Here is a 24472-nt window from a genome sequence, read left to right on the forward strand (position 1 = left end):
CCCCGCTCCTACAGCAGCATGGTCAAAGGATCTTCGATATAGCCTCTGAAATATTTCAGTAATTCCGCTCCGAGTGCGCCATCGATCACGCGATGATCGCACGAGAGTGTTACACTCATCATCGTCGCGATGGCAAGCGCGCCGTCGCGCACCACGGGGCGCATTTCGCCGGCACCCACCGCGAGGATGGCGGCCTGCGGCGGATTGATGACGGCGGAAAATTCGCGGATGCCATACATGCCGAGATTGGAGATGGAGAAGCAGCCGCCCTGATACTCTTCTGGCAGCAGCTTCTGCGCGCGCGCCCGCCCGGCGAGTTCCTTCATCTCCGCCGAGATGGTGGCGAGCCCTTTCTGATCCGCCCGGCGCACCACCGGCGTAATCAGCCCGCCCTCGATCGCAACGGCAACGGAAATATCGAAATCCTTATATTGCAGGATATTGTCGCCGCCCCAGCAGGCATTGGCCGCCGGCACCTTACGCAGCGCGAGCGCCGAGGCACGGATGATAAAATCATTGACGGAGATTTTATAGTCATCGGAGCGGGCGTTCAGCTCTTTGCGCATGGCCAGCAGTTTGTCGAGCTCGCATTCGATTGTGAGATAGAAATGCGGAATGGTCTGCTTCGATTCCGTGAGCCGACGGGCAATGATCTTGCGCATGCCGCTGAGCGGAATTTCCGTATAGTCCCCACCCGGCAGCGGTACGGATGCCGCGGCGGCAGGCGCGGGCGCAGCGGCGGCCGCTTTCGGCGTCTCGGGTGCGGCGGCTTTCGCAGGCACGCCGGACCGGAGCGCGGCTTCGACATCGGATTTCACGATGCGGCCATGCGGCCCGCTCCCTGTGATATTCGCGAGATCGAGCCCCTCGTCCGCGGCAATGCGCCGTGCGAGCGGGCTTGAGAAGATCCGCTCCCCCTCGCCAGAGCGCGGCGCGGGCGCACTGTCCTTGGCGCTGCGCGGTGCGGCCTTCGCCTCCGCCGGTGCTTCTTCAGCCTCGGGTTTTTTGGCGGCTTTCGCGGCCTCTTTCGTCTCGCTTTCCAGAGCCTCAGGCGGCACGGCGCCCTTTGCCTCATAATTTTCGAGGGCGGAGGCCTCCTCGCCCTCTTCCAGCAGGACGGCGATGGGGGTATTCACCGCGACATTCTCGGTGCCGCCGGGGATGAGGATTTTTCCAACTGTCCCCTCATCGACGGCCTCGACCTCCATCGTCGCCTTGTCGGTCTCGATCTCGGCGAGCACGTCGCCGGCGGCAACGCGGTCGCCTTCCTTGACATGCCATGTGGCGAGCTTGCCCTCGGTCATCGTCGGCGACAGGGCGGGCATGGTAACGGTAATCGGCATTTTGGAGCCCTCCTTAATCGCGATAGCAGACGGATTTGGCCGCCTGGACAACCTCCGCCGCGGATGGCAGCGCCAGCTTCTCGAGATTGGCGGCATAGGGCATCGGGACATCCTTCCCCGCTACCCGCAGCACCGGCGCATCGAGATAGTCAAACGCCTTCTCCATCACCTGCGCCGAGATTTCCGCGCCGATCCCGCTCTGCGGCCAACCCTCCTCGACAGTCACGCAGCGGTTGGTCTTCCGCACTGACGCAAGGACAGTTTCGATATCGAGCGGACGGAGCGTTCGAAGGTCGATCACCTCCGCTTCGATCCCATCTTTGCTGAGCATGTCCGCCGCCTCCAGCGAATAGCGCATCCCCATGCCGAAGGAAACGATGGTAACGTCACTGCCGGGCCTTGCGACCTTCGCCTTGCCGATCGGGAGGACGAAATCATCGAGAACCGGCACCTCAAAACTCTGGCCGTAAAGGATTTCGTTTTCTAGGAAGATGACCGGGTTCGGATCGCGGATCGCGGCCTTCAGGAGCCCCTTCGCATCGGCCGCCGAATGCGGCGCAATAACGATCAGCCCCGGCACATGGGAATACCAGGCGGCAAAGCACTGCGAATGCTGCGCGGCAACGCGCGAGGCGGCGCCGTTGGGTCCGCGGAACACCATCGGCGAGGACATCTGGCCGCCCGACATATAGCGTGTCTTGGCCGCCGAGTTGACGATCTGGTCGATCGCCTGCATCGCGAAGTTGAAGGTCATGAACTCGACAATCGGACGCAGCCCATGAAACGCCGCGCCGACGCCAACGCCGGCAAAGCCATGCTCGGTAATCGGCGTATCGATAACGCGGCGGGCACCGAATTCATCGAGCAGGCCCTGCGTCACCTTGTAGGCGCCCTGATATTCGGCAACCTCCTCGCCCATCACGAAGACGCGCTCATCGCGGCGCATCTCCTCGGCCATCGCATCGCGAAGCGCCTCGCGCACCGTCATCTTGACCATTTCAGTCCCGGCCGGGATCTCATCGCTCGCGTCATAGGCGGCATGCGGCTCGGAGGTCTCGACGCGGACCTCGCGCTTATCGGAGGCGGGCGTCTCAGATTTCTCCTCGCGCGCACCCGGCTCCGGCTCCTCATCGGCCTGCGGCGCCTTGGCGGCGGCGGGCGCATAGCCCTCAAGATCGTCGGCGCTCTCGCCTTCTTCCAGCAAGAGGGCGATCGGCGTATTGACGGCAACATTCTCCGTCTCGTCCTTGATCAGGATCTTGCCAATCACGCCTTCATCGACCGCTTCGACTTCCATCGTCGCCTTGTCGGTCTCAATTTCCGCCAGCACATCACCGGAACTCACCCGATCGCCTTCCTTGACCAGCCAGCGGGCCAGCTTTCCTTCGGTCATGGTCGGCGACAGCGCCGGCATCAAAATTTCAGTTGGCATCTGTTGTTATCCTCTCAAGCGGATCGGCGCTTACGCCAGCACATCGATATAAAGCTCTTCGGGCTGCGGCTCGGGGCTGTTCTGGGCGAATTCGACTGCATCGGCGATGATCGCCTTGATCTCGCGGTCGACCTCTTTCAGCTCCTCCTCGCTATTGATCTTGTTCTCCAGCATATACTGGCGGAGATGATCGATCGGGTCATGCTCGGCGCGCTTCTTGTTGACCTCTTCCTTGGAGCGGTATTTCGCGGGATCGGACATGGAATGGCCGCGGTAGCGATAGGTTTTCATCTCGAGAATATAGGGGCCCTTACCGCTCCGTACCCAGTCGACGGCCTTGCGCCCCGCTTCGGCGACGGCGAAGACGTTCATGCCATCCACCTGCTCGCCCGGCACATTAAAGCTCTCGCCGCGGCGGTAAAGCTCAGTCTGCGCCGAGGAGCGCTTGACCGAAGTTCCCATGGCATATTCGTTATTCTCGATCACATAAACGATCGGCAGGCTCCAGAGTTCGGCCATATTAAAAGCCTCATAGACCTGCCCCTGGTTGACCGCGCCGTCGCCCATATAGCAGAGCGTGACGGCATCGCTGCCCTGATATTTCTGGCTGAAGGCAAGGCCGGTGCCAAGCGGGACGCAGGCGCCGACAATGCCATGCCCGCCGAAGAAGTTGGCCTCGCGCGAGAACATATGCATGGAGCCGCCCTTGCCCTTGGAATAGCCACCCTCGCGGCCCGTAAGTTCGGCCATCACGCCTTTCGGATCCATGCCGCAGACGAGCATATGACCGTGGTCGCGGTACGAGGTGATCACGGTATCCTTATCGGTGATCGCGGAATTCATGCCGACAACGACGGCCTCCTGCCCGATATAGAGATGGCAGAAGCCGCCGATCAGCCCCATCCCGTAGATCTGCCCGGCCTTCTCCTCGAAGCGGCGGATCAGCAGCATTTCCCAGTAAAACTTGCGAATATCGTCGTTTGAAAATTTCGGTGCGGACTTGCGCGCTGCCGCAGCGGGCTTTTTGGCGCTGGCAGTGGATTTTGTCCGGCTCGCGGTTTGTCGTGCCATGATTTCTCCCGTTAGTGTGACGATCAGGGCATCCCCCGGGCCCTGAAACGGATGTAGTCTCTCCCCCGGAATGTGGCGAACTCGATACGGATAGACAAGCAGATTTTATTTATTAACTATATTCCAGTTAATTGTTGCGTTTGCGAGCGGGAATCTGAATAATTAACTTCAATCAAGTTAATAAATCTCGCAGGAAAGATACTTTCCTTCCACTCCACTACTGCGCAACAAAGCGCGCGTGCGGGCCGCAAAAAGGACAGAAAAAATCAACTGACGGGGCGGCATATTACTTGCGGTAGATTACGATCTCATCCGGATGCGCGAGCCCGAGAACGTCCCGGCTCCGCTCCTCCAGCATGTCGACATCCAGATTCTCCGGCCGCAGCAAATCGACCCGCTTTTCAAGCGCCTGCTTCTCGCGTTCGGTGATCTGGTAGATGTCCTCCGCCCGCTCGATATCGTGCTGCAGTTTGAGATAGGCAAACAGCCCCCGATCTCCCTCGATCAGGTGGTAGCTGAAATAGGCAACAGCAAGGATGCCGATAATCGGCCCAAGTCCTGCTTTTGCGCGCTTTTTTATCTCATGGCTGACGGTCATGGCTTGAGTGAATCAAATACGCGGGATCAGGTCAACCGGAAATTAACCTTGCGGGGAAAATAGTCGTTTCGTCGCGTGAGGTTGCGAGCTTGTCGCGTCCGGGCGGCCCGCACCCGGGCACGCGCAGCCCCGCTGACGCCGCCCTTCGCCTAGCTGTAGGCGCCGGTTGCGAACAGCTTTCCTTCCCTGTCGCGCCGGTTTTTCAGCACCTTCGAGACTTCCTTACCGCTGCCGAGATGCGCCCAGCGGACAAAGCTTGCGAGCATCCCCTTCTTGTCGCCGGCATAGACCCAGCGGCCCATTTCAACAGGCACCGCGGCATAGTCGCCCGCATTCAGTTTTTTCAGCAGCGTCGAGCTACGGAACGCCCCACCACCCACATTGAAGGTGAAGGAGACGAGCGCATCGAACTGCGCCTGGTTGAGGGCGACATGAACGGCGCTGTTGACGGCATCGACTGCCCAGCCGATATCCTTTAGAAAATCGGCGTCGGCCTCGGCTTCCGAGATTTTCTGGCCGGCATACACATCGCCGGTATGGCCATAACCAATGGTGAGGACGCCGGCGCTGTCCTGATAGGCATCGAGGCGGAGGCCCTCGAGATGCTTGATAAGATCCGCGCCCTGTTGTGATAGCTGATGTGGCATAGTCATTCTCCTGATCGGGGTCATCGCGTTTTAGATGTTTATTAGATCAGGAAATGCAATATATAGTAGTGTATGAAATAGACTGTTCTCTATTTACGAGATTTTTCGGCCAGCACCGCGGCTGATCAGGTAGGCCGTGATCAACTCACCAGCATTGCAGCCGAGATTGAGGAGGACGGGAGTGTCGGGAAGATGCGAGAGGAACCGGTCGAGCCAGCCCCTCTCGAAAAGGGATTTGTCGCGGAGTGCACCAAAGACTTGCGCGCTCCGCTCATAAACTTCCTGCGTTTTCAGGGCGAGTCCGCAAAATCGGCCGCATCGCCCGTCACGGGATCAGCCCTTCAGGATGCCGCGGCCCGCATATTCGGCCGCCTCGCCGAGTTCCTGCTCGATGCGGATGAGCTGGTTATATTTCGCGAGCCGGTCGGAGCGGCTGAGGCTGCCGGTCTTGATCTGGCCGCAGTTGGTGGCAACCGCAAGATCGGCGATCGTCGCATCCTCGGTCTCGCCCGAGCGGTGCGACATTACGGCGGTGTAGCGCGCCTTGTGCGCCATCTCGACCGCTTCCAGCGTCTCCGTCAGCGAGCCGATCTGGTTGACCTTGACGAGAATGGAGTTGGCGACGCCGCGCTTGATCCCATCGCGCAGGCGCTTCGGGTTGGTGACGAAAAGATCGTCGCCGACAAGCTGCACCCGCCCCCCGATTTTCTCGGTCAGCAGCTTCCAGCCCTCCCAGTCGTCCTCGCTCATCCCATCCTCAATCGAGATGATCGGATAATCGCCGACGAGAGCGGCGTAGTACTCGACCATCGCGCCGGGCTCGAGAATTTTGCCCTCGCCCTTTAGATGGTATTTGCCGTCCTTGAAGAATTCGGTCGAGGCTGCATCGAGCGCGAGATAGATATCCTCACCCGGCTTGTAGCCGGCGCCCTCAATGGATTTCATAATGAAATCAAGGGCATCGCGCGTGCTTGCGATATTCGGGGCGAAGCCGCCCTCATCACCGACGTTGGTGTTGTGCCCGGCCTTGGAGAGTTCCTTCTTCAGCGTCTGGAAAACCTCCGAGCCCATGCGGATGGCGTCCGCACATGATGCCGCCGAGACCGGCATGATCATGAATTCCTGGATATCGATGGGGTTGTCGGCATGCTCGCCGCCGTTGATGATATTCATCATCGGGACGGGAAGCGTGCGGGCCGCCGCACCGCCAACATAGCGATAAAGCGGCAGGCCGGCGTCTTCCGCCGCGGCGCGGGCAATGGCGAGGCTGACGCCGAGAATGGCGTTGGCGCCGATGCGGCCCTTGTTCTCTGTTCCGTCAAGGGCGATCATAGCGCGATCGAGCGCGATCTGGTCATCCGCATCACGGCCCGAAAGAATGTCGAAAATCTCGCCGTTGACGAACTCGACCGCCTTCAAAACGCCCTTGCCGCCATAGCGCGCCTTGTCGCCGTCGCGGAGTTCCACCGCCTCATGTGCGCCCGTGGAGGCGCCAGAGGGGACCGCCGCGCGGCCAAACGCGCCGCTTTCCAGAACAACATCGACTTCAACAGTGGGATTACCGCGGCTGTCGAGGATTTCGCGGCCGATAATATCAATAATTGCACTCATCAAACATTATTCCCGTTTGGTTTTTTAAAGATTCTTGGTGACCCGGTCGTATTTTTGCAGCGTGGCAAGCAGCGCCTCCATCTGATCGATCGGCACCATATTGGGGCCGTCAGAGGGGGCATTGTCCGGATCCTGATGGGTTTCCATGAACAGCATGGCGACGCCGACGGCAACCGCGGCGCGCGCCAGCACCGGGACAAACTCCCGCTGCCCGCCCGAGGTGGTGCCCTGCCCGCCCGGCTGCTGCACCGAATGGGTCGCATCGAAGACGATGGGAAGCCCCGTCTGCTCCGCCATGATGGCAAGCCCGCGCATATCGGAGACGAGCGTGTTATAGCCGAAGCTCGCGCCGCGCTCGGTCAGCAACACATTGCTGTTGCCGCTCGCGATCAGCTTGTTGGCGACATTCTTCATATCCCAGGGGGCGAGGAACTGCCCCTTCTTCACATTCACGACCTTGCCCGTCGCGGCGGCGGCGAGCAAAAGATCCGTCTGGCGGCAGAGAAAGGCCGGGATCTGCAGCACATCCACGGCATCGCCGAGAGCGGCGCAATGCTCGGGCAGATGCACATCGGTGAGCACCGGAATATCGAACTCGCTCCGGATCCGCTCAAAGACCGGAATGGCGCCCCCAAGGCCAAGGCCGCGTGCCGCCGAAAGCGACGTGCGGTTCGCCTTGTCAAACGAGGTTTTATAAACCAGCCCGATGCCGAGCTTTTGCGTGATCTCGACAAGCCGGCCCGCCATCTCCATGGCGTGGTCCATGCTCTCCATCTGGCAGGGTCCGGCGATCAACGCAAAGGGCAGATCATTGCCGACGGTGATAGTGCCGATTTTAACATGCTGCGTTTCAACCATGATTATACCAGCCTTGACTGTTTGACGGCCGCATCGATGAAGCTCTTGAAGAGCGGGTGCGGCGCAAAGGGCTTCGATTTTAGCTCAGGATGGAACTGAACGCCAATAAACCACGGGTGATCGACAATCTCGACAATCTCGGGAAGATCGCCGTCGGGCGACAGGCCTGAGAAGCGATAACCGACCTTTTCCAGCACATCCTTATAGGCGATATTCACCTCATAGCGATGGCGGTGACGCTCCTCGATCTGATCCGCGCCGTAAATTTTGGCAACGCGGGAGCCGGGCGCGAGCGTACAGGGGTATGCGCCAAGCCGCATGGTGCCGCCAAGATCGCCGTCTTCGCTGCGGATTTCGGTCATATTGCCGCGCGTCCATTCGGTCATCAGCCCGACCACCTTCGGATCATAGTCGCCAAATTCCGACGTCCCCGCATTCGGCATGCCGGCAAGGTTGCGGCAGCCTTCGATGACTGCCATCTGCATGCCGAAGCAGATCCCGAAATAGGGTATTTTTGCCTCCCGCGCATATTGCACGGCGCGGATTTTCCCCTCTGCCCCGCGCGCGCCAAAGCCGCCCGGCACCAGAATGGCATGGGCATCGCCGATGACGCTCGCCGGGTTGCTGTCCTCGTCTTCAAACTGCTCCGCCTCGACCCAGGTGACATTGACCCGCACATTGTTGGCGATGCCGCCGTGGATCAGCGATTCGTTGAGCGATTTATAGGCGTCCTGCAACTCGATATATTTACCGACGACCGCGACATTGACCTCGCCTTCCGGATGCAGCACGCGGTTAACGATATCGCGCCAGATGGACAGATCCGGCTTCGGCGCGTCCGTGATGCCGAAGGCTTTGAGGACCTGCTCATCCAGCCCTTCCTCATGATAGATGAGCGGCACTTCGTAAATGCTGCTGACATCGAGGGCCTGAATAACCGCCTCTTCCGGCACGTTGCAGAAAAGGCCGATCTTGCGCCGCTGCCCCTGCGGGATCGGCTGTTCGCTGCGGCAGAGGAGAATATCCGGCTGGATACCAATCGAGCGCAGTTCCTTCACAGAATGCTGCGTCGGCTTGGTTTTCAGCTCCTTCGCCGCCGCGATATAGGGCAGCAGCGTCAGGTGAATGAACACCGCCTTATCGCCCAGCTCATAGCCGAGCTGGCGGATCGCTTCGAGGAACGGCAGCCCCTCGATATCGCCGACGGTGCCGCCGATCTCGACGAGGACGAAATCCTCATCATCAAGGTTGGCGGTGGCGAAATCCTTGATCGCGTTGGTGATATGCGGAATGACCTGGACGGTGCCGCCGAGATAGTCGCCGCGCCGCTCTTTGCGAATAACGGTCTGATAAATCCGCCCCGTGGTGACGTTATCGGTCTGGCGGGAGGAAACGCCGGTGAAGCGCTCGTAATGGCCAAGGTCGAGATCCGTTTCCGCCCCGTCATCGGTGACATAGCATTCGCCATGTTCATACGGGTTCATCGTGCCCGGATCGACGTTGATATAGGGATCGAGTTTGCGGAGCCGCACCTTGAAGCCGCGCGCCTGCAGAAGGGAGGCCAATGCCGCCCCTGCGAGACCCTTGCCAAGAGAGGAAACCACACCACCGGTAATGAAAATGAACCGAGCCATGGAGTTACGTTATAACCAATTCTGTAAACAACGGGAAGCAAAAGAGGCGGCAATTTCGCCGCCTCTGAATTATTTTATGAAAGGACGCCACTTATTCCGAAAGCGGAGCCGATGGCTCGGTCGGAGCGGCGGGGCCGGACGGGGCCGCCGGCGCGCCGCTTGAGGGCATATCGAGAATGGAGCGTTGTTCGGTATGGGCACCGCTCATCAGTGCGAGCAGGATGCTCGTCAGCATGAACGCCGTGGCAAGGCCGGCCGTCGTCCGGGTCAGCAGGTTGGCCGCGCCGCGCGTGCTCATCGCGCCGCCGCCCCCGCCAATGCCGAGCGCACCGCCTTCGGAACGCTGCAACAGCACCACGACAACCAGCACCAGCGCAATGATGAGATGAATGACCAGAAGGACAGTTTCCATTCTTTTCAATCCTGAATTACCGGGCGGATCCCTCCGCCATCTGCAAATATAGACCGGCTTCTACACCAAAGCCGAACCGATTACCAGTCACTTTGCAGGCAATTTTCAGATCACGGTTTCGATGATCGGCCAGAAGTCTGCGGCCTTCAGGCTCGCCCCGCCCACGAGTGCGCCGTCAACATTTTCCACCGCCATCAGCTCGGCCGCATTGCTGCCCTTGACGGAGCCGCCATAGAGAATGCGAACCGCTTCCGAATCATTCATCAGCGCCTTCAGTTCGGCGCGGATATGGGCGTGAACCGCCGCGACATCCTCCGGCGTTGGCGTCTTGCCCGTACCGATCGCCCAGACCGGCTCATAGGCAATGACCGTGGTCGCCGCACTTGCCACTTGGGGAAGCGAATTTTTCACCTGGTCGCTGATCACGGAAAGCGTCTTGCCGCCGTCGCGCTCCGCCAGCGTCTCGCCGACGCAGACGAGGACCGTGAGCCCGGCACGGAGCGCCGCCTCCGCCTTCGCCTTGACGATAGCGTTTGTCTCCCCATGATCCGCGCGCCGCTCTGAATGACCGACGATGCAATGGGTCGCGCCCGCATCTTTCAGCATCTCTGCCGCGATATCGCCGGTATGGGCGCCGCTCGCATTGGCATGACAATCCTGTCCGCCGATGGCGATGCTGCTGCCGCGCGCCGCCGCCGCAAGTGCGGCGATCAGCGTTGCCGGCGGGCAGATCAGGACATCACAGGCTGGCGTTTCTTTCTCTTTCAGCAGGCGCCGCAGTTCCGCGATTTCCTCGGCAGCGGCGGCGGCTAGACCGTTCATTTTCCAGTTCCCGGCGATCAGCGGGCGTCTTTGCTGTGACATATTCTTCCTCGAAATCTGAAACAATATGGGACGTATACCGTATTTTCCCGCTCCATATGCCATTTTTTGTCCGATAAAGATACAGGGTTGCGAAATTCCATGTTGCTCCCTTTCCTGTGGCACCTATAATCTGCCGCGCCTCCCCCTGCCGGCAGGGCGGGAATGGGGGAAGTTGAAATTTAAAAGGATCTGGTAGACAGAATTATGCTTCAGGCGATGCGAAAAGGAGCCAGCGGCTGGCTCGCAAAAAGTATGTTGGCGCTTCTGGTGGCGAGCTTCGCCGTCTGGGGTATTGGCGGCGACATGCTGACAAGTTCCGTCGGAAGCAACGTCATCGAGGTCGGCGAGACACAGGTTTCCCTCGGCGAGTTTCAGCGCGACTATCAGCGCAATCTCAATCTCCTGTCGATGCGGCTCGGCACGCAGCTGACCCAGGAACAGGCGCGCCAGTTCGGTCTTGCCCAGATGACCATCAACCAGATCGCCTCGCGCGTGCTGGTGGCGGAGAAGACCCGTCGCCTCGGCCTAGATACGGATGATGAGACCATTCGCAGCGTCATTCGAAACCAGCCCGCCTTCCGCAACCAGTTCGGCCAGTTCGATCGCTTTATGTTCGAGCAGTTTCTTGCCCAGAACGGGTACAGCGAGGCGGATTATGTGACTATCGCGCGGAACAATATTACCGGCGAGCAGCTGTTCGGCTCGCTCGCGCTTGGCGTCGGCGCCGCGCCTGCGACCCTCAGCAGCACCATTTACGGCTATCTCGGGGAGCGGCGCTCGGCGGAATATATCACGCTGCTCGACAATAACGTCGGCTTTGCACCCGCCCCGACCGATGAGGAGCTTGAAGCGCTGATCAAGGAGGCGCCGGAGAATTACACGGCGCCGGAATATCGCAAGATCAGCTATCTCCTGCTGACGCCGGAAAGCGTTGCGGCGGAGACTGAAGTCACCGATGAGGAGCTGCAGGCGCAGTATGAGGCGAACAAGGACCAGTTCGACGTGCCGGAAAAGCGCCGCGTTGCGCAGATGATTTTCGAGACCGAGGAAGCGGCGGCGGCGGCGCGGGAGAAGATCCTCGGCGGCGAGAGCTTCGCCGATGTCGCGATGGCGGATCTGCAACTGACAACGACCGATATCGACCTTGGCGAGCTGGTCCGCAGCGATCTGCTGCCGGAACTGCAGGCGCCGATCTTCAGCCTTGAAGAAGGGGGCGTCACGGAGCCTTTGAAAACTGTGCTCGGCTGGCATCTTGCGACCGTAACGGCGATCGAGCCCGGTGAAGCGCGCAGCTTCGCCGATGTCAGGGACGACCTTCGCAAGGAACTCCAGCTGCAGCGCTCGCATGATCTTCTTTATGAGCGCGCGGCGCGGCTTGAGGATGAATTCGCGGCCGGCTCAACGCTCCGCGATGCGGCGCAAACCCTCGGCCTCAGCGTCGTCTCGACAGACTGGATCGACCGCAGCGGCCTTGATAAATCCGGCACGCGCGCCGAGGGGCTCCCCGAGGCAGCGGGTTTCCTTGCCGAAGCCTTCGCCCGCCTCCCCGACGATGAGCCGGAAGTCAGCGAGCTGCCCGACGGCGGCTATTACACGCTCAGCATCCAGGAGATCGAGGAAGCCACCGTGCGCCCGCTCGCCGAAGTGAAGGAGCAGGCAACGGCGGACTGGCAGAACAACTGGCGCCACAGCGAAAACCTGAAGCAGGCGGAGGCGCTGGTCAACCGGCTGAACGGCGGCGAGACGCTCGCGGCCATTGCAACTGAGAAATCGCTGACGGTGGAGACATCAAACCCGGTCCTTCGCAATGAGCGGGCCGGAGCGCTCTCGGCCGAAGCACTGCAGGACCTCTTCACCCTGCAGCCCGGCAGCTATGGCATGAGCGCCAACAATGCCGGCAACGGCGTTCTGATCTATGGCCTCAAGGAGATTGTCCCGGCCAATGCCGAGGCGGACAAGGAAACTTACGAGCAGATTTCGGGCCGTATCCTCAACAGCCTCAACGCCGGCATCGTCGCCGAGTATGAAAACCACCTTCAGAAAGAAATCGGCGTATCCGTCAAGGAAGAGCTGATCAGGGAATATTTCTAAACCCATGTCCATTCAGCCCGCCTTTTCCGATTTCAAGTCGAAGCACGAAAGCGGACAGTCGCAGATCGTCTGGACGACCCTGGTCGCCGATCTTGAAACCCCGGTCTCCGCCATCATGAAGCTGGCGGAAGGCCAGCCCAACTCCTTCCTGCTGGAATCGGTGGAAGGCGGCGCGGTGCGCGGCCGCTATTCCATCATCGGGCTGAAGCCGGACCTGATCTGGCGCTGCGACGGCCGGAAGGCGTGGATCAACCGCACGGCGCGGTTCGACCCTGACGCCTTCATCGCCTGTGACAAGCCGGTGCTGGAAAGCCTCCAGGCGCTCTTTGATGAAAGCCGTATCGTCGACCTCCCCGCCAACCTGCCGCCGATGGCCGCCGGCCTCGTCGGCTATATGTCCTATGACACGGTGCGGCTGATGGAGGATATCCCGAACGGCAATCCGGATGATCTGAAAATCCCCGAAGGGATGTTCATCCGCCCGACCGTGATGGCGATCTTCGATTCCATCCTCGATGTCGTCACCATCGTCACGCCGGTCTGGGGAACCGATGGCCGCTCTGCGCAGGATGCCTATAACCACGCCGCCGAGCGGATCGCCGACGTCGTGCATGATTTCGAGCGCAGCCTGCCCCATACCGCAACACTCGATGCCGGCCGGCTCGATCTGCCGGAGCCGACCTCCAACACCACGCGCGAGGAATATTACGCGATGGTGGAAAAGGCGAAGCAGTATATCCGCGAAGGCGACATCTTCCAGGTCGTCCCCTCGCAGCGCTTTGAACTGCCCTTCGCCTTGCCGCCGCTCGCGCTCTACCGCGCGCTTCGCCGCACCAACCCCTCTCCCTTCATGTTCTACCTGAATTTCGGGGAGTTTTCGATTGTCGGTTCGAGCCCGGAAATCCTCGTTCGCCTGCGCGATGGCAAGGTCACCGTGCGCCCCATCGCCGGCACCCGGCCGCGCGGCGCAACGCCGGCGGAAGATGCCGCGCTCGCCGAAGAGCTGCTCTCCGATCCGAAGGAGCTTGCCGAGCATCTGATGCTGCTCGATCTCGGCCGCAATGATGTCGGCCGCGTCGCCAAGATCGGGACCGTCAAGGTGACCGAGAAAATGATGATCGAGAATTACTCCCACGTCATGCATATCGTCTCCAATGTTGAGGGGGAGATTGCCGAGGGGTTGACCGCGGTCGATGCGCTCCGGGCCGGCTTTCCGGCCGGCACCGTGTCGGGCGCGCCGAAAGTCCGTGCGATGGAGATCATTGACGAGCTGGAGAAGAGCCGCCGCGGCATCTATGCCGGGGCCGTCGGCTATCTCTCCGCCAACGGCTCGATGGACACCTGCATCGCGCTTCGCACCGCGCTCGTGAAGGATGGCAAGGTTTACATCCAGGCCGGCGGCGGCGTTGTCGCCGACAGTGATCCGGAATCGGAATATCAGGAAACCGTCAACAAGGCGAAAGCGCTCGTGCGCGCTGCGCAGGAAGCCATACGCTACGCCTCCGACACCGGACGCGCCAACCGCTAAGTCAGCCTATCCTTTGAACGTAAGCGCGGTTACGGCGCTGACGGGGACGAACTGGAAGCCTTTGCGCCGCGCTTCCGGGATCCATTTGCGAAGCGCACTGATCGTCTCGGGATGCGGATGGCCGATCGCGATCACAACCCCGTGGCGGAGCGCCGAGGCCTCGACCTTGGCGAGCTGCGCGAGGATTGTCGGCTCGTCAATCACATGGTCGATGAAATAATCCCGCTTGGCGGACGGCATACCCCGCTCCACCGCGAGACGGTACCCGGCCGACGCCGAGGTTGTCTTGGAATCGAGGAACAGCAGACCCCGCTTCGCCATCTCATCCATCACGAGCGCCATTTTTTGCTCATCCGCCGTAAAGCGGCTGCCCATATGGTTGTTGACGCCGACATATCCCGTAAAGCGATCGAGATTATCGCGCGTGCGTCGCAGCAGCTCCCCCTCATCGAGGCCCGTCAGCAGCGCGTCCGGCCCCGGGTTGACGCTGCCATTCGTCGGCTCCATCGGCAGATGCAGCATCACCTCGTTGCCCTCCGATCGGGCGATATCGACTTTTTCCTGCAGCCCCGGGGCGTAAGGCAGGAAGGACAGCGTCAGCAGCGCGGGAAGCGCGTTGAGGTCCCTCACCCGCTGCATATTGAGCCCGACGTCATCAATGACGATGGCAATCATCGGCCGGCCATCCGGATCCGGAGACAGCGCGGCATACCGTTTCCAGGCGGGCGAGCCCATAAGCTCAGGCGACGCATCAGGGAGGGCGCGCGATGACGTCCCGAACTCCTCCTCGCCCGCGTCCCTCTGCGGCGCGGTGTCCTGATCGGGCAGCGCCTCCTCATAGCGCAGCGGCGGCGGGCTTGCGCTCGCTGTAAGGTCGGTCGGAAGGACGCGCCCATAGGGCGGGGGCGGCGTTTCAAGCGCGGAGACGGAACGGTTTGTGTCTTTTGCGACCGGCCGTGGATCCCTTGTACGGCTGTCCAAGGCTGCTGGAGGTTCGCCCGCATGCCCGGCGGACGCTGTCTCCGTCGCCGAGTGATCCGGAGCCCCGTTCGGGCCGAAAATCTTGCCGATCAATATGCCGCCGCTCACGCTGATCATCAGGACGGCGACGCAGAGGATGACAATCCGAATCGGCGATGACATAAACCCGTCCGCCCGCGCGCCTTTCGCCGGTCCGGTCCGTTTCTCGCGCCGGTTACTCTTCTTCCGGGTTGTCATAAAAATCAGGCCCCTTTGCCCCGGTTACGCACACTATACTGTTCATTCCCTATGGTAATTCCAATCGGTCATGGTAAACAAGGCATAAAAGCGCCGCGAGCTTACGCATGGCGCCGCGTTTGCCCCTTGATTTTACAGCAGAATGAGCGAAACTTGCTGTTTATACCTGCGCGGCGCGAAAAGCCTTGAAAATCCGTCCCGAGATCCGCGGAAACATGATACGATACTGATATGATTACGCTTATTGATAACTACGACAGCTTTACCTACAACCTTGTGCATTATCTTGGCGAAATGGGCGCCGAGGTGAAGGTCTATCGCAACAATGTTGTGACGGTCGATGCGGTTTTTTCAGAGAACCCGAGCGGCATCGTTCTTTCCCCCGGCCCGTGCGATCCGGACCGCGCCGGCATCTGCCTCGAGGTGGTAAAGCGCGCGGCGGTGACGGGGCTGCCGCTCCTTGGCGTCTGTCTCGGCCATCAGGCGATCGGGCAGGTGTTCGGCGGCAAGATTGTTCGCGCCGATCAACTGATGCACGGCAAAACGTCGGAGATTATCCATAACGGCACCGGCCTCTTCAAAGGGCTGCCCAATCGCTTCACGGCAACGCGCTATCATTCGTTGACGGTGGATCCGGCGACGGTTCCCAATACGCTCGAGGTCACCGCGACGACCGCCGATGGCGTGATCATGGGCCTCAGCCACAAGTCGCTGCCGATCCACGGCGTGCAGTTCCACCCCGAAAGCATCGCGTCTGAACATGGGCATGCGCTGCTGCGCAATTTCCTCGATCTGCCCCGCCCGGATAACAAGGCCGCCGCATGAGCACTCGAGAGCCCGACTTCAAGGCGCTGATCGCCCGGATCGCGTCTCGCAAAACCCTTTCCGTGGAAGAGGCGAAGGCCGCTTTCAATATCATCCTTTCAGGCGATGCGACACCGGCGCAGATGGGCGCGTTCCTGATGGGGCTGCATCTTCGCGGCGAAACGGTCGATGAGCTGATCGGCGGCGTTTCGGTCCTGCGCGAAAAGGCGACCTATATCAAGGCGCCCGAAAATGCTGTCGATGTGGTCGGCACGGGCGGCGATGGCCACGGGACGCTCAATATCTCGACCGCAGCGGCGTTCGTTACCGCAGGCGCGGGCGTGCCCGTCGCCAAGCATGGCAACAAGGCGGCCTCGTCGCGCTCCGGCACTGCCGATGTGCAGGCCGTACTCGGCATCAATACAGAATGCGATTTCGAGCTGACCGAGCGGGCGCTTGCGGAAGCCGGTATCGGTTTCATGGCCGCCTATCGCCATCACGGCGCGATGCGCCATGTCGGCCCGGTCCGCGGCGAGCTTGGCATCCGCACGATTTTCAACCTGCTCGGCGTCATGTCGAACCCGGCCGCCGTCAAGCGGCAGCTGATCGGCGTCTATGACCCGGCCTGGATGCGGCCGATGGCGGAAACGCTGCGCGAGCTAGGCTCGGTGCATATCTGGGTCATGCATGGCGCCGACGGGCTCGATGAACTTTCGACGACCGGCCCCTCGCAGGTGGTCGAGATGAAAGCGGGCGAGATCCGCGAGTTTGAGATCACGCCGGAAGAATTCGGTTTCCCCCGCGTGCCTCTGGAGGCGCTGAAAGGCGGCGCACCGGAGGAGAATGCCGAGGCGCTGATGGCCGTCCTCAATGGCGCCGCCGGGGCGTATCGCGATGTGACGCTTCTGAATGCGGGCGTCGCCATCATGATCGGCGGCAAGTGCGAGCGTGTCGCGGATGGGATCGAGTTCGCCCGCCGCTCCATCGACAGCGGCGCGGCGCGAAAGGCCTTCGAGACGCTGAAACGCATCTCCAATGAAGCGGGAGCCGCGGCATGAGCATTCTCGCCAAAATCTGCGATGACAAGCGCGAGCATGTGCGCGCACAAAAAGCCCGCCTGTCGCTCGCCGAACAGGAAGCCCGCGCGAAAGCGCAGGACGCCCCGCGCGGCTTTATCCGGGCGCTTGAAGCAAAGCTTGCGAACGGCGACTACGGCCTGATCGCGGAGATCAAGAAAGCCTCTCCCTCGAAAGGCGTGATCCGCGATGATTTCGATCCGCCGCTGCTCGCCAAAGCCTATGCCGAGGGCGGCGCGGCCTGCCTTTCGGTCCTCACCGACATTCCCTATTTCCAGGGTGCGGATGAATATCTCGTTGCGGCGCGGGCGGCGGTGACGCTCCCCGTCCTTCGCAAGGATTTCATGATCGACCCCTATCAGGTGGTGGAGGCGCGCGCGCTGGGCGCGGACTGCATCCTCCTCATCATGGCGGCGCTCGATGATGCGGAAGCTGCCGATCTGGAAGCCGCCGCTCACGAGCTTGGTATGGATGTCCTCATCGAAGTGCATGACGGCGACGAGCTCGAGCGCGCGGTAAAGCTCAAAAGTCCGCTGATCGGCATCAACAACCGCAATCTCAAGACGCTGGATGTGGATATCGCGACCACGGAGAAACTGGCGAGCGGCCTGCCGGAGGGGTGCGTTGCGGTGAGCGAAAGCGGGCTTTACACACCTGCGGACCTTGCGCGCATGAAAAAAGCCGGCTGCGGCTGCTTCCTCGTCGGTGAATCCCTGATGCGGCAGGCGGATGTTGCGGCGGCGGTGCGCACCCTCCTCGCCCGGACATAAGGATAGAATTATGAGCAAGCTGACCCATTTCGACAGCAAGGGCGCGGCCCATATGGTCGATGTGGGCGAAAAGGATATTACGTCGCGCGAAGCGACGGCGAGCGCCACCATCCGCATGGCGCCCGAAACGCTGAAGCTTATCCGGGACGGCGATGCAAAAAAAGGCGACGTTCTTGGCGTCGCCCGCCTTGCCGGGATCATGGCCGCCAAGAAAACGGCCGATCTGATCCCGCTCTGCCATCCGCTCAGCCTCAGTAAAGTCTCCATCGACTTCGTCATCGATGAGACCGCAAGCGCGATTGAGGTGCAGGCGAGCTGCAAACTCAAAGGCCGCACGGGCGTTGAGATGGAGGCGCTCACCGCCGCCTCGATCGCGGCGCTCACCATCTATGATATGTGCAAGGCGGCCGATCGCGGCATGGTTATCACCGACACCCGCCTGCTTCTCAAAAAAGGCGGAAAATCAGGAACTTACACGGCGTCATGATTTCAGTGGATGAAGCGAGGATGCGGATCCTTCAGGATCTCGCCTGCATCGGGACGGAGGTTGTTCCCCTGCCGCAGGCGATGGGCCGCATCCTTGCCGAAGATGTCACGGCGCGCCGAACGCAGCCGCCTGCCGATATGTCGGCGATGGACGGCTTCGCGGTCCGGGCGGCAGATGTCAGGGCGGTGCCGGTAACGCTCAAGGTCATTGGCGAGGCCGCAGCAGGTCGCCGTTTTAAAGGGCATGTGGGGTCGGGCGAAGCGGTGCGAATTTTTACCGGCGCACCGCTCCCGGATGGCGCGGATACCATCATCATTCAGGAAGACACCGACTTCGATGCGGCGCGCGTCACCGTTCGCGAAGCCGCGCCCACGGGAACCTATGTGCGAAGGGCCGGCCTTGATTTTCGCGCCGGCGAGGTTGCTCTGGCCGCCCCGCGCCGGCTCACCGCCCGGGATATCGGCCTTCTCGCCGCGATGAATATCCCCTGGGTGACGGTCCGGCGCAAACCTGTGATCGCGCTGCTCTCAAGCGGCGATGAACTGGTAAGGCCGGGCGAGCCTATTGGGGAAAGCCAGATTATTTCAACCAACAATCTGCTGATCAGTGCGATGATTGACGCGGCGGGCGGCATCGCGCTCGATCTTGGCATCGCCCGCGACAGCCTTGAGGATATTCGCGAAAAATTCCGCGAAGGCGCGCGGGCCGATATGCTTGTCACCCTTGGCGGCGCGTCTGTCGGCGATCATGACCTGATCCAGCCCGCGCTCGCAAATGAAGGCCTCCGCGTCGATTTCTGGCGCATCGCCATGCGCCCGGGAAAGCCGCTGATGTTCGGCGCCGTCAAAGGCCAGCCCGTTCTAGGCCTTCCCGGCAACCCGGTCTCGGCAATGGTGTGCGGCCTCCTCTTCCTGCTGCCCGCGCTTGGCGCGCTTAGAGGGCTGCCGCCTGCAAAAATCGCCCACCGTCCCGCCCGTCTCGCCCACGATCTTGGCGAAAATGACCGGCGCGAGGATTACATGCGTGGGCGCATCGTCGGCGAAGAGGACGGGCTGCCGCTCGTCCAGCTTTTCGGCCGGCAGGACAGCTCCATGCTCTCCACCCTCGCCGCCGCGGACTGCCTCCTCGTGCGCCCGCCGCTCGCCCCGGCGCTTGCAAAGGGCGCAAGCGTGAGCGTCATTCCCTTCGATGCGTTCCTGCCGCACGTCTAGGTGGTGTTCGCGGTTTTTTCTTGACGGCAGCGAAGAACCTTTGTAGAACATTTGAAATATGTTTTTGCTTTGTTCTGGTCAGGAACCCCGTCATGCTGACAAAAAAACAGCACCAGCTCCTCCTCTATATCCATCAGTGCCTGGAGACGCGGGGCGTTTCCCCCTCCTTTGACGAAATGAAGGAAGCGCTTCATCTTAAATCGAAATCCGGCATCCATCGGCTGATTACGGGACTGACGGAACGGGGCTTCATCCGTCGCCTGCCGCATCGGGCGCGTGCGCTTGAGGTTGTCAAACTTCCCGAAGATATCCGCCGCCGCCTGAATGAGGAGAAGACGGCGCAGCCGCAAAGCAAGGAAAATCTCGTCGAAGTGAATTTCGCCAAGCGCGGAGATATCCCCTCCACCCCGTCCTGGGCGGAGGAGGACGACGACGATTTTGACCTCATCGATGAGCGAAATGTCGTCACCCTGCCTCTTTACGGGCGGATTGCGGCGGGCCTTGCGATCGAAGCGCTGACCGATCCCGGCAGCTATATCGATATACCGGCGGACATGGTCGGCAACGGGCGGCATTTCTGCCTTGAGGTTGCGGGCGATTCCATGATTGAGGCGGGTATCCTCGATGGCGATACGGTCATCATCCGCGAAAGCCAGACGGCGGAAAACGGCAAGATCGTCGTCGCCCTGATCGATGATAACGAGGTGACACTGAAACGGCTCCGGCGCAAAGGCGGCTCGATCGCGTTGGAGGCCGCAAACCCGGCCTATGAGACCCGTATCTTTGGCCCGGATCAGGTGAAGGTACAGGGTCATCTGGTCGGCCTTTATCGCCGTTATTAAAACGTTTTACGCCGGATAGTTTTATCGGCGGATGAAGGCAGTAGGAAAGGCGCGCACTTTAAAGTCGGCCGCGACGCCGCTCATCCTTGCGAGCGACCGTACGGAACCTATCATTTGTCGACTTCAGGGCGGCCGTCAGGGCTGCGCCGCGGGAAGCCGCAAAGAGCGGTGATCGCGTCTTCTGTCGCTCACGCGATGCGCTGAAGATGTGCTATGCGGCGTGATTACTGTTGCCCGGGATGGCAATTCGCTACCACTAACCGAGGGATCAATCCGGTACTTCTTGCCTGGCCATCATATCACGATTATCCAGCGGCCCTACTCGTCGGCGTCGGATCCGGTTCTGGCGCGATCACTTCGGGCATGGAGCGGCACCCAGGGACGCTCGCCGCGGATCCTATTCGCGCTTAAAGTCTGCACCTCGCCGCCTTCCCCGAAATAAAGGCTATGCGCGCCTTCGCGCCACAGGTCGAACCTGTCGATGACAAGATAAGGCCGAGCACAGCGCTCTGGCACCGGGACACGGCTGATGATGATATCGGCGCGGCGGCAGTCGTCCTCGATACTCTGCGCCGTTTCCGGAAAGGCGATGCGCCTCTCCCGCCATTGCAGCACGCAACCGTAAGGGTCGCAGCGGATTGGAACGTCGCCCGCGCTGGCCATCTCATTCCCCATGATCAGTTGCCAGCGTTCCGCTTCGAACCGCTCCACCCGGGCCGAAGAAAAATAGACTTTCTCCCCGCCGGCGCGAATGGCATAGAGATTGCCGCTTTTCGAGACGAGGATATCGGGCGCCCGCTCAGCCGGTAACAGAATCATCGCGGCCGCGGCAAGCGGCAGGGCGAGCCAGCGTATCCTCTCCCGCCAGATGATGAACCAGAGGCCGAGCAGGGTGAGAATGATCAGGAGCGAGACGGAAAAGGTGCGAAAATAGAGGGCCGAGCGCGGCCAGGATGCCGTCTCATGCGCTATTTTTATAATGATATCAACGCCAAACCCTAGAAACTCAATCGGAAAACTGAAGCCGAAGGGATAACCGATGAAGCTGAGGATCACGCCCGGCATCACCCAGACCCCCATCAGCGGGATGGCAAGGAGATTGGCGATGACGCTGTAGACGGCGACCTGCCCGAAGTGATAGAGCGCGAACGGCGCTGTCGCGAGACCGGCGACGAGCGTTGTCAGGATCACGCCCGCCGCATAGACGGCCCCGCGCCGCCACACGCCGCCGCCACGGGCAAAGCGCGCAAACGGCGCGCTCACGAATTCATAGAGCGAGATCAGTGTCACAACGGCCGCAAACGACATCTGGAAACTTGGTCCGGTGAGGCTTTCAGGCGTGACCAGCAGCAAAATGATGGCCGCGAGGGCCACCATCCGAAGCGAGAGGGCCCGCCGATCGAAGAAGACGGCAAAGAGCACGGCGGAGGCCATGATATAGGAGCGGACCGCCGGCGGGCTCATCCCGCTTACAAAGAGGTATCCGAGGAGCGCAAGAAGCGCGATGACGCAGGCGATCTTCTTGACCGGATAGTAAAGCGCAATCCGGCTGGAGAGGACCAGCAGCAGGCGCACGGCAAAAAAGACGAGGCCGCCGATCATGCCCATATGCAGCCCGGAAATGGAGAGAATATGGGCAAGACCGGAAATCCGCATCTCCTCATTCTGGACCTCCGGGATGGCCATCCGGTCGCCGGTCATGATGGCGATGATGAAGCCTGCATTGTCGGGCGAGGCGTGGGCGAGCACGAAATCCGCAATCCGTGCGCGAAGGCCGGCCGAGGCGGCGCGAAGCCGTGGCAGCACGCCGCCGCCCGCGCCGATCACCTCGAAGGGCGAAATCGTGTAGCCGACCGCGCCGATGCCTTCAAAGAAGGAGCGTCGCTGAAAGTCATAGGCGCCGGGGTAGGCCGGTTCTGGCGGCGGCAGCAGCACCGCGCGCACGCGGACACGCTGACCGGGCTGAATCTCCTCGAAATTGATGCGCGAGGTGAGGCGGACATGACTGAGCCGGGGGAGCCGCTGATTCTGCACCGCCCTCACCTCTCCAATCACGAAGCGCGCGGAGCTATATCCCGTCTCCTTCTCAAAAACCGTGCCCTCCAGGGTTACGGTCTGTTTTTTCTGCAGGACTGGCGCGGCGACCATATGAGTTCGAAGGAGCGCAGCGGCAAACCCGAGCGTGACAAGGAATATCACCAGAAATACAATGGAAAGAATGGCTTCCGATCTGTTTCTCGAGCCTATAATCAGAAGCAGCGGCGCGAGCGGCAGGAGCGCGAGCCAGAGCGGCGGCTCGCTTTGAAGCGAGAAATAACAGACAATCCCGGCAGCAATCAGCACCGGTGACCAGATAAACCAGCGGGAGCGGTCCCGCAGGAACGGATCAACGATGCGCATCACTCGGTACCGGTCAAAAAGGGTCATCGGCGCATTCCAACGGCGCACTTGCCCTTCGCCGGGACAAAGGGTAAAAAGGCCTGCTTCGCGTGATCTTGGACCGCTAATTTATAATCGATCGGAATATAAGTAAATTCTTATGACTGTTGTAACCCGCTTCGCTCCTTCCCCCACGGGCTTCCTGCATATCGGCGGCGCCCGGACCGCCCTTTTCAACTGGCTATTCGCGCGGCATCACAACGGCAAATTCCTGCTCCGGATCGAAGATACCGATCGCGAACGCTCCACCGATGCGGCGATCGAGGCGATTTTCGAGGGCATGAAATGGCTCGGCCTTAATTGGGACGGCGAGCCGGTCTTTCAGTTCTCCCGCCGCGATCGCCATGCCGAAGTCGCCCGCGAGCTGCTCGCCGAGGGGAAAGCCTATTACTGCTACGCCTCCGTTGAAGAGCTGGCGGAAATGCGCGAGCGCGCCCGCGCCGAAGGCCGTCCGCCGGTCTATGACGGCCGCTGGCGCGATCGCGCGCCCGACGAAGCACCGGCCGGCGTCGCGCCCGTTATCCGCTTCAAATCGCCCGATGACGGCGAGACGGTGGTGCGCGATCTTGTGCAAGGTGATGTCACCTTCTCCAACAAGCAGCTCGATGACATGATTCTGCTCCGCGCCGACGGCACCCCGACCTATATGCTGTCCGTTGTCGTCGATGACCATGACATGGGCGTCACCCATATCATTCGCGGCGATGATCATCTCACCAACGCGGCGCGGCAGCAGCAACTGATCGCCGCCATCGGCTGGGATGTGCCCGAATATGCGCATATTCCACTGATTCACGGCGCCGACGGGGCAAAACTTTCGAAACGGCACGGCGCCCTCGGCGTCGAGGCCTATCGCGACATGGGCTACCTGCCGGAGGCGCTCCGCAACTACCTGCTCCGCCTCGGCTGGTCGCATGGCGATGATGAGGTGATTTCCACCGAACAGGCCATTGAATGGTTCAATATTGATAATATTGGAAAATCGGCAGCGCGCTTTGATTTCGCCAAACTGGAAAACCTCAACGGCATCTATATTCGCAATGCCGATAACGCCTATCTGACCCGCCTGATCGCACCGATCGTCGAACGCCTGGCGGGAATCGACCTAAATTCCAATCACTTGAGACGAATAGAAAAAGCCATGAATGGCTTGAAAGAACGTGCGAAATCTGTAAACTCGCTCGCAGAAAGTTCTCTATTTCTGGTCGCCGAGCGACCACTTGTCCTTGATGTGAAAGCCAAAAGTCTTCTGGACGAAAAGGCATGCGCCGTGCTGCAGCGGCTGGCCGACCGACTGGAAGGGCTCGAAGCATGGAATATGGAACTTGTCGAAGACGCCGTCCGGGCAGCGGCGGAGGCCGAAGGCCTCAAATTGGGCAAGATTGCGCAGCCTTTGCGGGCCGCGCTTACGGGGACGACAGTATCGCCCGGTATCTTTGATGTTCTCGACGTCCTCGGCCGGGAACAATCAATCGGGCGGATCAGGGATGCAATATCGGACTGAGTGCCGGTGGACGACAGTTGAAGGCGCCGCGA

At 60.9% G+C, this 24472-nt stretch carries 21 protein-coding genes; 9 read left to right on the forward strand and 12 right to left on the reverse strand.

Going from position 1 to position 24472, the window contains the following annotated elements:
* Positions 1-8: 8 nt before the first annotated feature.
* The 10 genes from V7Z56_RS09585 to tpiA form a co-directional block, all read right to left on the reverse strand.
* Positions 9-1343, reverse strand: coding sequence for a pyruvate dehydrogenase complex dihydrolipoamide acetyltransferase (locus V7Z56_RS09585; RefSeq protein ID WP_334129198.1), 1335 nt, complete (start codon positions 1341-1343; stop codon positions 9-11).
* Positions 1344-1356: 13 nt separating this feature from the next.
* Positions 1357-2775 carry a pyruvate dehydrogenase complex E1 component subunit beta gene (locus V7Z56_RS09590; RefSeq protein WP_334129199.1) on the reverse strand — a complete coding sequence of 473 codons (1419 nt, stop codon included), beginning with the start codon at positions 2773-2775 and terminating at the stop codon, positions 1357-1359.
* 30 nt (positions 2776-2805) lie between these two features.
* Positions 2806-3846, reverse strand: a complete 1041-nt coding sequence (gene pdhA / locus V7Z56_RS09595; RefSeq protein ID WP_334129200.1) for a pyruvate dehydrogenase (acetyl-transferring) E1 component subunit alpha — start codon at positions 3844-3846, stop codon at positions 2806-2808.
* A 286-nt stretch (positions 3847-4132) separates the two neighbouring features.
* The gene (locus tag V7Z56_RS09600; RefSeq protein WP_334129201.1) at positions 4133-4444 is read right to left on the reverse strand and encodes an FtsB family cell division protein; all 312 of its coding nucleotides are present in this window, start codon (positions 4442-4444) and stop codon (positions 4133-4135) included.
* Between the two features lie 149 nt (positions 4445-4593).
* Positions 4594-5091 carry a lysozyme gene (locus V7Z56_RS09605; RefSeq protein WP_334129202.1) on the reverse strand — a complete coding sequence of 166 codons (498 nt, stop codon included), beginning with the start codon at positions 5089-5091 and terminating at the stop codon, positions 4594-4596.
* A 333-nt stretch (positions 5092-5424) separates the two neighbouring features.
* Positions 5425-6702, reverse strand: a complete 1278-nt coding sequence (gene eno / locus V7Z56_RS09610) for a phosphopyruvate hydratase (protein WP_334129203.1) — start codon at positions 6700-6702, stop codon at positions 5425-5427.
* 24 nt (positions 6703-6726) lie between these two features.
* Positions 6727-7560, reverse strand: a complete 834-nt coding sequence (gene kdsA / locus V7Z56_RS09615) for a 3-deoxy-8-phosphooctulonate synthase (RefSeq protein ID WP_334129204.1) — start codon at positions 7558-7560, stop codon at positions 6727-6729.
* Positions 7561-7562: 2 nt separating this feature from the next.
* Entirely contained in the window at positions 7563-9194 is a 1632-nt protein-coding gene (locus V7Z56_RS09620) for a CTP synthase (protein ID WP_334129205.1), read from the reverse strand.
* A gap of 91 nt (positions 9195-9285) precedes the next feature.
* Complete coding sequence (gene secG / locus V7Z56_RS09625; protein ID WP_334129206.1) at positions 9286-9606, reverse strand: preprotein translocase subunit SecG; 321 nt, start codon at positions 9604-9606, stop codon at positions 9286-9288.
* A 105-nt stretch (positions 9607-9711) separates the two neighbouring features.
* Entirely contained in the window at positions 9712-10470 is a 759-nt protein-coding gene (gene tpiA / locus V7Z56_RS09630; protein ID WP_334129207.1) for a triose-phosphate isomerase, read from the reverse strand.
* Between the two features lie 216 nt (positions 10471-10686).
* On the opposite strand from tpiA, the gene V7Z56_RS09635 reads away from it, so the two are divergent.
* Both V7Z56_RS09635 and trpE read left to right on the forward strand, forming a co-directional pair.
* Positions 10687-12561 (forward strand): SurA N-terminal domain-containing protein, encoded by a 1875-nt coding sequence (locus V7Z56_RS09635; RefSeq protein ID WP_334129208.1) that lies wholly within the window; start codon positions 10687-10689, stop codon positions 12559-12561.
* Between the two features lie 4 nt (positions 12562-12565).
* On the forward strand, positions 12566-14089 hold the full coding sequence (trpE, locus tag V7Z56_RS09640) for an anthranilate synthase component I (protein ID WP_334129209.1): 1524 nt from the start codon (positions 12566-12568) through the stop codon (positions 14087-14089).
* Between the two features lie 6 nt (positions 14090-14095).
* Here the strand turns inward: trpE and V7Z56_RS09645 are convergent, their stop codons facing one another.
* A complete protein-coding gene (locus V7Z56_RS09645; protein ID WP_334129210.1) occupies positions 14096-15232 on the reverse strand; it encodes a divergent polysaccharide deacetylase family protein in 1137 nt (378 codons plus the stop codon).
* A 306-nt stretch (positions 15233-15538) separates the two neighbouring features.
* On the opposite strand from V7Z56_RS09645, the gene V7Z56_RS09650 reads away from it, so the two are divergent.
* The 6 genes from V7Z56_RS09650 to lexA all read left to right on the forward strand — a co-directional run bounded on the left by V7Z56_RS09650 (position 15539) and on the right by lexA (position 20497).
* Positions 15539-16132, forward strand: a complete 594-nt coding sequence (locus tag V7Z56_RS09650) for an anthranilate synthase component II (RefSeq protein ID WP_334129211.1) — start codon at positions 15539-15541, stop codon at positions 16130-16132.
* Positions 16129-17169: an anthranilate phosphoribosyltransferase gene (gene trpD, locus V7Z56_RS09655; protein ID WP_334129212.1), complete on the forward strand. Its 1041-nt coding sequence runs from the start codon at positions 16129-16131 to the stop codon at positions 17167-17169. The genes V7Z56_RS09650 and trpD overlap by 4 nt, the downstream gene beginning before the upstream one ends.
* Positions 17166-17957: an indole-3-glycerol phosphate synthase TrpC gene (gene trpC, locus V7Z56_RS09660; RefSeq protein ID WP_334129213.1), complete on the forward strand. Its 792-nt coding sequence runs from the start codon at positions 17166-17168 to the stop codon at positions 17955-17957. Before trpD ends, trpC begins: the two co-directional genes overlap by 4 nt.
* A gap of 10 nt (positions 17958-17967) precedes the next feature.
* Complete coding sequence (moaC, locus tag V7Z56_RS09665) at positions 17968-18444, forward strand: cyclic pyranopterin monophosphate synthase MoaC (protein WP_334129214.1); 477 nt, start codon at positions 17968-17970, stop codon at positions 18442-18444.
* Positions 18441-19655: a molybdopterin molybdotransferase MoeA gene (locus V7Z56_RS09670; protein WP_334129215.1), complete on the forward strand. Its 1215-nt coding sequence runs from the start codon at positions 18441-18443 to the stop codon at positions 19653-19655. Before moaC ends, V7Z56_RS09670 begins: the two co-directional genes overlap by 4 nt.
* Before the next feature lie 92 nt (positions 19656-19747).
* Complete coding sequence (gene lexA / locus V7Z56_RS09675; RefSeq protein ID WP_334129216.1) at positions 19748-20497, forward strand: transcriptional repressor LexA; 750 nt, start codon at positions 19748-19750, stop codon at positions 20495-20497.
* A 318-nt stretch (positions 20498-20815) separates the two neighbouring features.
* On the opposite strand, the gene V7Z56_RS09680 is transcribed toward lexA, so the two are convergent.
* A complete protein-coding gene (locus V7Z56_RS09680; RefSeq protein WP_334129217.1) occupies positions 20816-22924 on the reverse strand; it encodes a ComEC/Rec2 family competence protein in 2109 nt (702 codons plus the stop codon).
* A gap of 112 nt (positions 22925-23036) precedes the next feature.
* Between V7Z56_RS09680 and gltX the strand changes: the two genes are divergently transcribed.
* Positions 23037-24440 (forward strand): glutamate--tRNA ligase, encoded by a 1404-nt coding sequence (gene gltX / locus V7Z56_RS09685; protein WP_334129218.1) that lies wholly within the window; start codon positions 23037-23039, stop codon positions 24438-24440.
* The last annotated feature ends 32 nt before the right edge of the window (positions 24441-24472 follow it).

It is taken from the genome of Sneathiella sp. (genome assembly GCF_036844445.1).
Taxonomy (GTDB): domain Bacteria; phylum Pseudomonadota; class Alphaproteobacteria; order Sneathiellales; family Sneathiellaceae; genus Sneathiella.

Bases quoted from the DNA above. Each gene is read 5' to 3' on its own strand.
- lexA (WP_334129216.1), top strand. From the start codon at position 19,748: ATGCTGACAAAAAAACAGCACCAGCTCCTCCTCTATATCCATCAGTGC.
- kdsA (WP_334129204.1), bottom strand. From the start codon at position 7,560: ATGGTTGAAACGCAGCATGTTAAAATCGGCACTATCACCGTCGGCAAT.
- V7Z56_RS09670 (WP_334129215.1), top strand. From the start codon at position 18,441: ATGATTTCAGTGGATGAAGCGAGGATGCGGATCCTTCAGGATCTCGCC.
- gltX (WP_334129218.1), top strand. From the start codon at position 23,037: ATGACTGTTGTAACCCGCTTCGCTCCTTCCCCCACGGGCTTCCTGCAT.
- trpD (WP_334129212.1), top strand. From the start codon at position 16,129: ATGAGCACTCGAGAGCCCGACTTCAAGGCGCTGATCGCCCGGATCGCG.
- moaC (WP_334129214.1), top strand. From the start codon at position 17,968: ATGAGCAAGCTGACCCATTTCGACAGCAAGGGCGCGGCCCATATGGTC.
- V7Z56_RS09590 (WP_334129199.1), bottom strand. From the start codon at position 2,775: ATGCCAACTGAAATTTTGATGCCGGCGCTGTCGCCGACCATGACCGAA.
- V7Z56_RS09645 (WP_334129210.1), bottom strand. From the start codon at position 15,232: ATGTCATCGCCGATTCGGATTGTCATCCTCTGCGTCGCCGTCCTGATG.
- trpC (WP_334129213.1), top strand. From the start codon at position 17,166: ATGAGCATTCTCGCCAAAATCTGCGATGACAAGCGCGAGCATGTGCGC.
- trpE (WP_334129209.1), top strand. From the start codon at position 12,566: ATGTCCATTCAGCCCGCCTTTTCCGATTTCAAGTCGAAGCACGAAAGC.
- V7Z56_RS09635 (WP_334129208.1), top strand. From the start codon at position 10,687: ATGCGAAAAGGAGCCAGCGGCTGGCTCGCAAAAAGTATGTTGGCGCTT.
- V7Z56_RS09585 (WP_334129198.1), bottom strand. From the start codon at position 1,343: ATGCCGATTACCGTTACCATGCCCGCCCTGTCGCCGACGATGACCGAG.
- V7Z56_RS09680 (WP_334129217.1), bottom strand. From the start codon at position 22,924: ATGACCCTTTTTGACCGGTACCGAGTGATGCGCATCGTTGATCCGTTC.
- pdhA (WP_334129200.1), bottom strand. From the start codon at position 3,846: ATGGCACGACAAACCGCGAGCCGGACAAAATCCACTGCCAGCGCCAAA.
- eno (WP_334129203.1), bottom strand. From the start codon at position 6,702: ATGAGTGCAATTATTGATATTATCGGCCGCGAAATCCTCGACAGCCGC.
- secG (WP_334129206.1), bottom strand. From the start codon at position 9,606: ATGGAAACTGTCCTTCTGGTCATTCATCTCATCATTGCGCTGGTGCTG.
- V7Z56_RS09620 (WP_334129205.1), bottom strand. From the start codon at position 9,194: ATGGCTCGGTTCATTTTCATTACCGGTGGTGTGGTTTCCTCTCTTGGC.
- tpiA (WP_334129207.1), bottom strand. From the start codon at position 10,470: ATGTCACAGCAAAGACGCCCGCTGATCGCCGGGAACTGGAAAATGAAC.
- V7Z56_RS09600 (WP_334129201.1), bottom strand. From the start codon at position 4,444: ATGACCGTCAGCCATGAGATAAAAAAGCGCGCAAAAGCAGGACTTGGG.
- V7Z56_RS09650 (WP_334129211.1), top strand. From the start codon at position 15,539: ATGATTACGCTTATTGATAACTACGACAGCTTTACCTACAACCTTGTG.
- V7Z56_RS09605 (WP_334129202.1), bottom strand. From the start codon at position 5,091: ATGCCACATCAGCTATCACAACAGGGCGCGGATCTTATCAAGCATCTC.